Raw genomic sequence first — 11847 nt, 5'->3', positions numbered from 1 at the left:
GCATCATGACCTGCATTCACCTGTGGAGACCGGGAGCACCGACGTCATCCCAACATAGCCCGGTTTGCTGAAGCTCAACGCGCCATAACCTCAAGTATCACTGTGTGAAAATTATTGCTTGTGAGGGAATTGAAGGTAGGATTTCGGCCGGGAGAGGCGTTGGGGGGAATCCGTCGTCTCGCCCCACGCATCAGCACCGCATGCCGCCGCATCGACGCCGCGCCCGTCAAAGGGTGCCGCGCCATGGGCGTTCGCGGCCCATTTCCATTCACACGGGAGACAGCATCATGAGGCAGACTTCGACGGCGAGGGCCGAGCATGGGAAGCGTGTGGGCCTGGGTTCCATCTTCAGGATGCTCGCGGCGGCCGGGATCGCCTTGTCGCCGAGCGCCGCACGAGCCATCGACATCGCGCCCGGCGATTATGCGGTGCTACCGGCCGGCACGTCGCTCGGCGCGCTCTACTTCCAATACACGAGTGCCGACAGCCTGCATGTGATCGGGCCGGGCGATGTCCCCGCGTCCGAGTTGAAGACGGCCGTCGGTATCCTGCGCGGACTGCACTTCACCGAGGTCGGCGGCGTTCCTGTCGCGCTCCACCTCATCCTTCCCTTCGGCGGTTTTCCCGAAGCCCGTATCGGCGGCGTCGAGCAGCCGACGGCCGAAGGGTTCGGCGACGTCACGACCGGATTCACCATCTATCCCATCAACACCGGCACCGGTGAGTTCGCCACGACCGTCGGTCTCAGCGCCTTCGTGACCATGCCGACCGGCCACCACGACCTCGGAAGCATCAGCATCGGGTCCGGCGCCTGGACCGCGACCCCGCAGGTCGGTCTGATCCAAGGTCTCGGGCATGGATTCTTCTTCGACGGCGCCGCCGACGTCGCCTTCCGCCGCGACAGCGACGAGGCCGGCAACCTGACCGTATCGCAGGATCCCTCGTTCCAACTCCAGGCCTACCTGCGCTATCAGGTCAGTCAGGCGACCTCCGTCTCCTTCGGCTATTCCGGCACGTTCGGCGGGGAATCGTTCGTCAACGATCGGGCAACCGGGCTGCAGACGCGCTCCGACCAGCTCCGGCTCTTCGCCAATACGTTCGTTACTCCGACCGTGCAGATCCAAGGCATGATCGGAACGGATATCCACGCCGAAGGCGGCTTCAAGCAGGACCTCGTCGCCCAGATCCGACTGCTGACCGTCTTTTGATACCCGAAACCCTGCAAGGCGCGTCCGGCCGCACGGGCCGTCCGGACGCGCGATCCCGCCCACCCCGTTCCCGGACACCGGGCTCGGCGCCTGAAATTTCACATCATAAAACCTATTGCTTCGAGCGGAATACTCGGTAAGCTTCGGTTCGGCAAAAGCGTTGGGAGGCGCGTATGCGGCGGATCGCAGCCCTGGACGATAGGCGTTGCGCCTATTCAGTGCATTCGAAGCCGTTGGCCGTGACGAGACAGGTGTGTCGTCGAGCCCGGCCTCGACGCTCGGCAGTGCAAGCGTTCGTCGCGTCCCTCGCGGCCGCCTGATCCCCAGACCGATCACCCTCACGCCCCGCCAGTTCTGTGTCCGCTTCCTGCGGCGCTCGATATCCAGTCGCGCGGCCCGACCGCCGCGACGCCACGCCTTGGGAGGAACAGCATGAACCCGAAGATGGCCGCTCTCGGCGCGGTACTCGCGACATGGATGACGTCGGCGGCTTTCGCCGAGGAACCGATCCGCATCGGCTTCATCACGACGCTGACGACGCCAGCAGCCGCCATCGGCAACGACATGGTCGACGCCGTGAAGCTCGCGGTCGACCACGCCGGTGGCACGATCGCCGGCCACCCGATCGAGGTCATCTACGAGGACGACGGTCTCCAGCCGGACCTTGGCCGGCAGAAGGCGGAAAAGCTGGTGCGCCAGGAGAAGGTCGATGTCGTCGCCGGATTCATCTGGTCGAACGTCCTGATGGCCGCGCGCAAGACGGTGATTGATTCCGACGCCTTCCTCATCAGCACCAATGCCGGCCCTTCGGACATGGCGGGGAAGCTGTGCAACCCCGACTTCTTTTCGCTTCGCGGCCAGAACGACATGGTTCCCATGGCGCTCGGGAAGGTCATGAACGAGCAGAAGCGCAAGAAGCTCTATGTGCTTGCGCCGAACTACGCGGCGGGCATCGACATGGTCAAGGGCGTCGAGAGAACGTTCGGCGGCGAGGTGGTCGGCCGCGACTTCACCAAATGGGGCGACGACCCCCAACTCGACTTCTCGGCGGAGCTGGCCAAGGTGGCGGCGTCTGGCGCCGACGCGCTTTTCGCCTTCTATCCCGGCCGTGCGGCCACCTTCGCCCGCCAGTTCGAACAGGCGGGGCTGAAGGACAAGGTCAAGCTCTACAGCGTCTACACTCTGAACCAGATCGTCCTGCCCCAGCTCCAGAAGGCCGGCGTCGATGTCGTCCTGGGCTCGTCCACGGCGGACTACTGGTCGCCCGACATCGACACGCCCGCCAATCGACGCTTCGTCGAGGACTTCCAGAAGCGCTACGGCCGGCTTCCCTCCAACTACGCCGCCGCGGCCTACGATCTCATCCCCTATCTCAAGGCCGCGGTGGAACAGTCGGGCGGCGACATCAAGAACCGCGATGCCGTTCGCAAGGCCCTGATCGCGGCCGACTACGATTCCGTGCGCGGCCGCTACGAACTCGCGCGCAACCATTTCCCCATCGACAACTATCGCGGCCTGACGATCGCTGCGGATGCGAGCGGTGCCTGGACCCTCAAATCCGACGGGGTCGAGCTGAAGCAGCTTGTCGATCCCTATGTCGACGCCTGCCGGAACGAGAAGTGATGGGCTGCGCGCGCACGGAAAGGCGATAGGCGATGGATGCGGTCCTCTTCGTCAATCAGCTTCTGAACGGGGTCCAGCTCGGGCTGATCCTGTTCCTTCTGGCGGCGGGTCTGTCGCTCGTCTTCGGGATCATGGACTTCATCAATCTGGCGCACGGCGTCTTCTACATGGTCGGCGCCTATATCTGCGCCACCGTCGCCGTCGCGCTGGACTCGTTCCTGCTCGGCTTCCTCGTGGCGTTGCCCGTCACGCTCGTCATGGGCCTTGCCGCCGAATGGCTGCTCGTGCGCCACTTCTACAAGCGCGACCATCTCGACCACGTGCTCGTCACCTTCGGCATGGTCCTGTGCGCCGACACGGCGGTGAAGTATCTGTGGGGTCCGCAGAGCCTGTCGGTGCCGCTGCCGGCCTGGCTCGGCGGCCAGATCGCGCTCGGCGGCATCACGCTGCCGACCTACCGGCTCTTCATCGTCGTGGTGGCCGCGCTCGTGGCGCTGGCGCTCTGGCAGGTCATCGCGCGCACCCGCGTCGGCATGATGGTGCGCGCCTCGGCCTCCAACGAGGAAATGGCGCGCGCGCTCGGCATCGAGACGCGGATGGTCTTCGCGCTGGTCTTCGCCATCGGTGCGGTGCTGGCCGGGATCGCCGGCATCATGGTCGCGCCGATCACCGGCGCCTCCATCGGCATGGGCAACCAGATCGTCATCCTGGCGCTGGTGGTCATCATCATCGGCGGCATCGGTTCGATCTTCGGAGCCTTCGTGGCGGCCATCGGCGTCGGGCTGATCGACACGCTCGGCAGAGCCTACCTGCCCTCGATCCTCGGCGCGGTCTTCTCGCCGTCCGTGGCCTCCTCGGCGGGACCCTCGCTCGCCTCGATCCTCATCTATCTTTCGATGACGCTCGTCCTGATCTTCCGCCCGTCGGGCTTGTTCCCGCCCGCCAACAGGTGATCCGATGACCGATCTTTCCACAGGGAGCCCGTCGGGGCCGGTCGCCCGCCCCTTGGCGGTTCGAGGTTCGAGCGTCGATCCCGACTTTGCCCTCGCCCTCGTCCTGATCGCGGCGCTCGCCGCCGCGCCCTTCGTCCTCTCGATGCTCGGGCACGACTTCTGGACCGACGTCGCGCTGCGCGCCATGATCCTCGCCATCGCGGCGCTCAGCCTCAACGCCCTGATCGGGCTGGGCGGCCTCGTCAGCCTCGGTCACGCCGTGTTTCTCGGAATCGGCGGCTATGCCGTCGGCATGTTGGCGGACGCCGACATCGACAACGGCTTCGTCCAGCTCGCCGTCGCGCTGTGCGCCTGCGCGCTCTTCGCGCTCGTTACCGGCCTCATCGCGCTGCGCACGCGGGGCGTGCATTTCATCATGATCACGCTGGCCTTCGCGCAGATGGTCTATTTCACCGTCTTCGGCCTGCGCCAGTATGGCGGCGACGACGGGCTGACCATCAACTATTCCAGCCTCTTCGGTCCGCTCGACCTCGGCGACAAGACGCAGCTCTACTATGCCGTTCTCGTGATCCTTGCCGCCGCGATGCTCGGTTTTTCGCGACTGCGCCGCTCCGACTTCGGTCTTCTGCTGAAGGCCGCGAAGGGCAACGAGCGCCGCGTGCAGGCGGTGGGCTTCGATCCCGTGCGCTACCGGCTGGCGGCCTATGTCGCGGCCGGAATGCTCTGCGGGCTCGCCGGCTTCCTCGACGCGAACTTCACGAGCTTCGTCACACCGGCCGCGATGAGCTGGACCGCGTCCGGCGAGTTGATCTTCATCGTCATCGTCGGCGGGGTCGCCACGATCTCGGGCCCGCTCGTCGGTGCCCTCGTTTTCCTTCTGATCGAGGAGTGGATGGGCGGGCTCACGGTCTACTGGCACTTCTGGTTCGGCCTGTTCCTGATCGCCATCGTCCTTTTCGCCCGCAACGGCCTTGTCGGCCTCCTGATCGGACGACGCGCATGACGCACGCTCTGGAAGTCCGCGACCTCAACAAGTACTTCGGCGGCCTCCACGCGACGCGCAACGTGTCGATGGCTCTGCCGCGCGGCGAGATGCATGCCGTCATCGGCCCGAACGGCGCCGGTAAGACGACGCTCATCGCCCAGCTCTTCGGCGAGGTCTCGCCGACGTCCGGGACGGTGCTGGTGAACGGGCGCGACGTCACGCACCGGCCGGTCCACGAGCGCGCCGGGCTCGGCATGGCCCGCTCCTTCCAGATCACCACGCTGGTCCGCGACGTCACGGTCGGCGAGAACGTCTGTCTTGCGCTTCTCGCGCGCCGGGAGCGGGCCTTCCGCTTCTGGCGCCGGATCGACCGCAACGCCGACCTTCAGGACGAGGCGGCGCGGGCGCTGGCCCGCATCGGCATGGGACGGGAACACATGCCCCGTCGCGTGGCGGACATGAGCCACGGCGAGCAGCGCCTTCTGGAACTCGCCGTCGCGCTCGTCGGCGATCCGACGCTCATCCTTCTCGACGAGCCGATGGCCGGTCTCGGCTCGGAGGAAAGCCGCGCGATGACGCGCTTCCTCTCGCAGCTCAAGGGCAGAACCACCGTGCTTCTCGTGGAGCACGACATGGAAGCCGTGTTCGAACTGGCCGATCGGCTGACCGTGCTGGTGCGCGGCGAGGTCGTGGCCGTCGGAACGCCGGCAGAAATCCGCGCCGACGGGCGCGTGCGCGAAGCTTACCTTGGAGAGGACGCCTGAATGCTGCGGGTCAAGAACCTCACGAGCGGCTACGATCGCAGCCAGATCCTCTTCGACATCAGCTTCGAGGTCGGCCCCGGCGAGGTCGTCTGCCTCATGGGCCGCAACGGCATGGGCAAGACCACGACGGTGCGGGCCCTCATGGGCCTCCTGCCGGCATGGGACGGCGCGGTGGAGTTCGAGGGGCGCCGGCTCACGGGTCTTTCGGCGGCGCGCGTGGCACGGCAGGGGCTCGGCCTCGTCCCCGAGGGTCGGCAGGTCTTCTCCAACCTCACCGTGCACGAGAACCTCCTCGTCGTCGCCGCCAACCGGCGGGGCGAGGCGCAGCCCTGGACGGTGGACCGCGTCTACGAACTCTTCCCAGGCCTCCACGAGCGCAACGGTTCCTATGCCAATCTCCTGTCGGGCGGCGAGCAGCAGATGCTGGCCATCGGCCGCGCGTTGATGACCAATCCGCGCCTCCTGATCCTCGACGAGGCGACGGAGGGCCTCGCCCCGGTGATCCGCGACCAGATCTGGGCCTGCATCGGGCGGTTGCGCCAGCTCGGCCAGTCGATCGTGGTGATCGACAAGCACATCCAACGCCTGCTGGAGGTCGCGGACCGTTTCTTCGTCGTGGAGAAGGGGCGGACCGTCTGGTCGGGAGCACCCTCGCGCGTGCGCGCCGAGGAGGCGGTCGTCAAGGCCTATCTCAGCGTCTGAGCGGCCGGCCGCATGGCCGTCAGGCTCTGTGTCGGATGTGCCCGGCCCGCTCGACGCACCACCGGTCGAGGATCGCGACATAGGTCGCGTCGTCCCGTTGCCAGATCCGGTTGACCGCCATGCCCCGGATGAGGTTCAGCGTCAGCGTCAGTTCCGCGTCGGCCACCGCCGCGTCGTATCCGGCCTCCACCAGCGAACGGGTCCAGGTGGTCTTCATCTCGCGATGAAAATCGTCGAGCACCGGGGCGAGACGCGCCATCAACTCGTCGTCGGTGCGAGCCGTGACCACCACTTCGAGGGCCGCGACGAAGGGCCAGTCGAAATAGACCGACGCGCAGTCGCTCGCGTACTCCCGTAGAGGGTTCGCAGAGCTGCGCGCCGTTTCCGCGCGCTGGCGGCCGATATCCTTCGCCCGCGCATAGGTCTGTTCCGTGGCGGCCACGACGAGATCGATCTTCGACGGGAAATGGTGCACCCGCGCGCCACTGGAGACGCCCGCCCGCTCGTCCACCAGCGCCGTCGTCAGCCGCGCATGGCCGCGTTCGAACAGGATGTCGATCGTCGCCTGCAGGATCTTCTCGCGCGTCTCGGCGCTGCGTTCCGCCTGTGTGCGGCGCTTCTTTCCCGTCGTCGTCATCCGGCTTCCTCGTTGTGGTCGATCCGTCCGGGGCGGAACGGAAAGCCCCCCTTCCCCGAAGGTCCCCTCATACGAGGAATCCCACACGGCCGGCAAAGTTTTCATTGAAACATACCGGTTGATCTGTTTGTTTATAGCTGCCGGAGGAGGAGCCGGCGGGGAGGAAATCAATGAAAGCGAGATGCATACTGGGCCTGGCCCTTCTGTCGTGCCTGTCGACCACCGCCCACGCGCAGGCGCCGATCCGCATCGGCCTCATCACCACGCAGACGACGCCCGCCGCCATCATCGGGCGCGACGTCGAGGATGCCGTCCGCCTGTCGCTGCAGCATGCCGGGGGCGCCATGGCGGGGCGCCCGGTCGAGCTGGTCGTCGAAGACGACGCGCTCAGTCCCGATGTCGGGCGACAGAAGACCGAGAAGCTGGTGCGCCAGGACAAGGTCGACTTCCTGACAGGTTACATCTGGTCGAACGTGCTCCTCGCGTCGCGAAAGAGCGCGCTCGATTCGGGCACGATCCTGATCAGCACCAACGCCGCGCCCTCCGATCTGGCGGGCAAGCTCTGCAATCCGAATTTCTATGCCATGCGCGGCCAAGGCGACGTGATGTCGATGGCGCTCGGCGAGGAGCTCAACCGGCGAGGGGTGAAGAAGATCTACACGATGGCCCCCAACTACGCGGCGGGCCAGGACGTGGTGAAAGGCTTCGCCTCCACCTTCAAGGGCGAGATCGTCGGCCAGGACTTCACCAAATGGGGGAGCGACCCGCAGCTGGACTTCTCGGCCGAGTTCTCCAAGGTCGCGGCCTCGGGCGCCGACGGGCTCTTCGCCTTCTACCCGGGCCGCTCGGCCGCCTTCATGACCCAGTTCGAGCAGTCGGGCCTCAAGGACAAGGTCAAGCTCTACACCGTCTACACGCTGGACCAGATCGCCCTGCCCGCGCTTCAGAAGGGCAACGCCACCGGCGCGCTCGGCTCGGTCCTCACCGACTACTGGTATCCCGATCTCGATACGCCGGCCAACCGCACCTTCGTCGACGACTTCCGCAAGACCTACGGCCGGGACCCTTCGAACTACGCGGCCGCCGCCTACGACGCCGTCTCGCTCATCAAGTCGGCCGTCGAGGCGGTGGGCGGCAAGCTCGACGACAAGGCAGGCCTGCGCAAGGCGCTGGAGGCGGCCCAGTTCGACTCGGTGCGCGGCCAGGTCGTCTTCGGTCCCAACCACATGCCGCTCGACAATTACTACGCGCTGGAAGTCGTCGCGGGTCCGGACGGCAAGTGGCAGATGGGATCGCCCCACCTGGCGCTGGAACGGGGCGCCGACCCCTATGCCTCGGCCTGCAAGATGGCCGCAGCCGACTGACCCGGCCCGGGGCCGGCCACTAGGGAGGCCGCCCCTTTCGCAATGCCTGCGCATCACGAACCCACGAGCGTGTGGGAGCGATGGCGCGCGCCCCGATCCCACACGAACCCGAATGGACACGAGAGATGACTTCGCTCCAGGACCTGATCGATTCCAAGCCGAACTTCGTCGAGTATCTCTACAACGATACGATCTCGCAGTATCACAAGTCGCGAACGAGCCTGTTCGCCACGCTCATCGCGCCGGAATACACGACCTGGCGCGAGGAGCAGCGTGCATGGCGCGAGACGGCCGTCCTTTTCAACCAGTCTCACCACATGCCGGTTCTCTACGTGAAGGGGCCGGATGCGAAGAAGCTTCTCGAATACCTCTCGCCCTGCACCTTCTCGAACCTGTCGACGAACCGCGCCAAGCAGTATTTCGCCTGCACGCCGCGCGGCCACCATATCGGCGACTGCATCCTCAACTACTACGGCGAGGACGAGGGCTTTGAGCTGATCTCCGGCATGCCCCTGCTCAATTGGGTCCGCTACAACGGCGAGACCCAGGGTTACGACGTCCACTTCACCTTCGATCCGACGACGCCCTACGCCAAGGACGGCAAGCGGACCAAGTACCGTTTCCAGCTCGAGGGACCGAACGCGCGCGCCATTCTCGACGAAATCTGCGAAGGCGGCTGGCCGGAGCTGAAGTTCTTCAACACGACCTACGTGACCATCGCGGGATGCCGGGTTCACGTGCTGCGCCACGGCATGGCCGGTCACGCGGGCGCCGAGATTTCCGGCCCCTTCGCCGACATGGACACGGTGCGCGACGCCATCCTCAAGGCGGGCGAGCGGCACGGGCTGCTGCAGGCCGGTACGCGCACCTACTACTCCACTCCGCTGGAGGACGGTTGGATTCCCTACCCGCTGCCCGGCATCTACACCGGCGAAGATCTGCGCGCCTATCGCGAGTGGCTGCCCGCCGACAGCTGGGAGGCGAACATGCAGCTCGGCGGCAGCCTCTACAGCGACAATGTCGAGGACTACTACTGGACGCCTTCGGCGCTCGGCTACGAGAAACTGGTGAAGTTCGATCACGACTTCATCGGCCGCGAGGCGATCGAGTCGCAGTTCGCGGGTCCCAAACGCGTCAAGCGCGTCCTTCGCTGGCACCATGAGGACATCAACAAGATCATGGCGTCGCAGTTGGGCGACGGTCCGATCTACAAGGCGCTCGACATGCCCACGGCCTATTTCGGCTGGCCGCAGGCCGACGAGGTGCGCTCCAAAGACGGCGCGCTCGTCGGCATGTCCCAATATTGCGGCTACAACATCAACGAGCGCGAGTTCCTGTCACTCTGCGGCATCGACGAGGCCTATGCGGAGCCGGGCACCGAGGTCGTCCTCACCTGGGGCGAGATCAAGGGCGGCTCGCGCAAGCCGCATGTGGAACACCACGAGCAGACGACGATCCGGGCGACGGTCCATACCGCGCCCTTCTCGAAGGCCGCGCAGGCAAAGCTGCGCGCCGTGATCTGAGGGAGAAAGGCGCCCTTCCGCGGCCGGGCTGCGACGGCCCGGCCCAGCGAGCCCGCAACCGTCCGTCCCTGCCCGATGTCTCGGCCGGCTCGCCGCGGGCTCACGCCTTCCCTCCCCCATTCTGCTGCGACCCGCAACGTCCAGCCGCACCGGCGGCTGGGCCAAGGGCGCCCGCGCGCCCGATCGCTCCAATTCGAGGAGACAAGATGCTCTCTTACAGTCTCGCGCTCCGCTGTCGGAACCGCCTCGGAATCGTGGCGGCCGTCGCCGGCGCCATCGCCTCGCAAGGCGGAGATATCGCCGAGGCCGCGCAGTTCGACGATGCGCGCACCGGCTCCTTCTTCATGCGCATCCGCTTCCAGCTGCCGGAGGAGCGGCTCGCCGCCTTCCGCGCCGCCTTCGCCCAACCCGCTGAAGCCTTCGGCCTCGAATGGACGCTGCGACCGGCCGACGAGAGGCGCAAGGTGCTCCTCGCCGTCTCGGGCTTCGACCATTGCCTCGTCGACCTCCTCTACCGCATGAAGCTCGGCGAGTTGAACATGGAGTGCGTCGGCGTGGTCTCGAACCATCCTCGCGAGCTTCTGAAGACCGAACTGCCCGATGGCGTGCTCTATCATCACCTGCCGGTCACGCCCGCCACCAAGGCGCGGCAGGAGCAGTCGATCGTCGATCTCATCGAGTCGAGCAAAGCCGAGCTCACGGTGCTCGCCCGCTACATGCAGATCCTGTCCGACGACCTTTCGCGCTATCTGTCGGGGCGGTGCATCAACATCCACCACTCCTTCCTTCCGAGCTTCAAGGGCGCCCGGCCCTATCACCAGGCGCACGAGCGCGGCGTGAAGCTGATCGGCGCCACGGCGCATTATGTCACCTCCGATCTCGACGAAGGTCCGATCATCGCGCAGGACGTGGAGCCCGTGACCCATGCCGACACGCCCGATGACCTCATCCGCAAGGGTCGCGACATCGAACGCCGCGTCCTCGGACGCGCCGTCGCGCTCCATCTCCAGGACCGCGTGATGATCAACGGCGGCAAGACCGTCGTGTTCGGCTGAGATTCGTCCGATGATGGCCCCCGCTCCCCTCGCCGCCTCCATCGAGGTCAGTCCGAAGCAGGCGATCGAGTCGCCCGACCTGCCCGGCCTTTTTCCGCCGGCAACACGCGTCTACGTCACCGATCTCGGATCGGACGGGGACGAGACCCTCGTGCGCGCCGTGCGGCGACTCGCCGATCTTGGCTATGTCGCCGTGCCCCATCTCGCCGCGCGCCGCGCAGGCGCGCGCGCCGCCGTCCAGGCGCGTATCGGGGCGCTGGCCGAGCGCGGCGGCGCGCGCGAGATGCTGGTGATCGGCGGTGGCCCCGACCGGCCGGCCGGCGACTTCGCCACCGCGCTCGACATCCTCGAAACGGGCTTCCTCGACCGCTTCGGCTACACCGATGTCGCGGTCGCTGGACACCCCGAGACGAGTTCGGGCTTTTCGGCGGACGCCGCGATGCGCGCGCTCCGCGCCAAGGCCGATTTCGCAGCCAGAACCGATGTGCGCATGCGGATCGTCACCCAATTCGGCTTCGATGGGCCAGCGTTCGTCGCCTGGGCCCAGGGGCTCGCGGCCGAAGGCGTCGATCTGCCGGTCCATCTTGGCGTGGCCGGGCCGGCGAAGCTCACGACGCTTCTGAAATATGCCATGGCCTGCGGCGTCGGCAATTCGTTGAGCTTCCTTCGCAAACGCGCGTTGAGCTTCGGTGCGCTCGCGACGCAGCAGTCACCCGAAGATGTCGTCGCGCCGGTCGAGCGCCATGTTCAAACCCATCCGGACGGCCCGATCCGGCAGATCCACGTCTTCGCCTTCGGCGGCCTGACGGGCGCAGCACATTGGCTGCGCGAACGCGGATCGTGGTGACACGGCGGGGCGGAGCCGACGATATCCCGCTCGATCGCAGGAGGTTGAAAGAAAGGCGTCCTGTGCGGTTCACGCTGTCGTGCGCTCTCTCCTAGCGGCGACCGCGCAGTGAGGCTTAGGAAAGTCGCGCAAGAACGCACCCGCGGGATGCCGGCCGATGGGCTATTGGGTTTTGGTCTGATAGGC

At 66.4% G+C, this 11847-nt stretch carries 11 protein-coding genes; 10 read left to right on the top strand and 1 reads right to left on the bottom strand.

The window, feature by feature from the left end:
- The first annotated feature begins 287 nt into the window (after window positions 1-287).
- The 6 genes from NS365_RS12375 to NS365_RS12350 all read left to right on the top strand — a co-directional run bounded on the left by NS365_RS12375 (window position 288) and on the right by NS365_RS12350 (window position 6235).
- Window positions 288-1208: a transporter gene (locus NS365_RS12375; RefSeq protein WP_082684579.1), complete on the top strand. Its 921-nt coding sequence runs from the start codon at window positions 288-290 to the stop codon at window positions 1206-1208.
- Between the two features lie 432 nt (window positions 1209-1640).
- A complete protein-coding gene (locus tag NS365_RS12370) occupies window positions 1641-2831 on the top strand; it encodes an ABC transporter substrate-binding protein (protein ID WP_206612130.1) in 1191 nt (396 codons plus the stop codon).
- Window positions 2832-2863: 32 nt separating this feature from the next.
- A complete protein-coding gene (locus NS365_RS12365; RefSeq protein ID WP_058600601.1) occupies window positions 2864-3784 on the top strand; it encodes a branched-chain amino acid ABC transporter permease in 921 nt (306 codons plus the stop codon).
- 4 nt (window positions 3785-3788) lie between these two features.
- Window positions 3789-4787, top strand: a complete 999-nt coding sequence (locus tag NS365_RS12360; protein ID WP_082684578.1) for a branched-chain amino acid ABC transporter permease — start codon at window positions 3789-3791, stop codon at window positions 4785-4787.
- Window positions 4784-5533, top strand: coding sequence for an ABC transporter ATP-binding protein (locus NS365_RS12355; RefSeq protein ID WP_058600599.1), 750 nt, complete (start codon window positions 4784-4786; stop codon window positions 5531-5533). The genes NS365_RS12360 and NS365_RS12355 overlap by 4 nt, the downstream gene beginning before the upstream one ends.
- Window positions 5534-6235, top strand: coding sequence for an ABC transporter ATP-binding protein (locus NS365_RS12350; protein ID WP_058600598.1), 702 nt, complete (start codon window positions 5534-5536; stop codon window positions 6233-6235).
- A gap of 19 nt (window positions 6236-6254) precedes the next feature.
- On the opposite strand, the gene NS365_RS12345 is transcribed toward NS365_RS12350, so the two are convergent.
- Window positions 6255-6872 (bottom strand): TetR/AcrR family transcriptional regulator, encoded by a 618-nt coding sequence (locus NS365_RS12345; RefSeq protein ID WP_058600597.1) that lies wholly within the window; start codon window positions 6870-6872, stop codon window positions 6255-6257.
- A gap of 170 nt (window positions 6873-7042) precedes the next feature.
- On the opposite strand from NS365_RS12345, the gene NS365_RS12340 reads away from it, so the two are divergent.
- The 4 genes from NS365_RS12340 (at window position 7043) to NS365_RS12325 (ending at window position 11661) form a co-directional block, all read left to right on the top strand.
- The gene (locus NS365_RS12340) at window positions 7043-8236 is read left to right on the top strand and encodes an ABC transporter substrate-binding protein (protein WP_058600596.1); all 1194 of its coding nucleotides are present in this window, start codon (window positions 7043-7045) and stop codon (window positions 8234-8236) included.
- Window positions 8237-8361: 125 nt separating this feature from the next.
- Window positions 8362-9759, top strand: coding sequence for an aminomethyltransferase family protein (locus NS365_RS12335; RefSeq protein ID WP_058600595.1), 1398 nt, complete (start codon window positions 8362-8364; stop codon window positions 9757-9759).
- 206 nt (window positions 9760-9965) lie between these two features.
- Entirely contained in the window at window positions 9966-10814 is an 849-nt protein-coding gene (purU, locus tag NS365_RS12330) for a formyltetrahydrofolate deformylase (RefSeq protein ID WP_058600594.1), read from the top strand.
- Between the two features lie 10 nt (window positions 10815-10824).
- Window positions 10825-11661, top strand: coding sequence for a hypothetical protein (locus tag NS365_RS12325; RefSeq protein ID WP_058600593.1), 837 nt, complete (start codon window positions 10825-10827; stop codon window positions 11659-11661).
- Window positions 11662-11847 lie beyond the last annotated feature (186 nt).

It is taken from the genome of Aureimonas ureilytica (genome assembly GCF_001475935.1).
Classification (GTDB): domain Bacteria; phylum Pseudomonadota; class Alphaproteobacteria; order Rhizobiales; family Rhizobiaceae; genus Aureimonas; species Aureimonas ureilytica_A.
The sequence above is the reverse complement of the archived record's forward strand: the minus strand, read 5'-3'. Positions and strand labels throughout refer to the sequence as shown.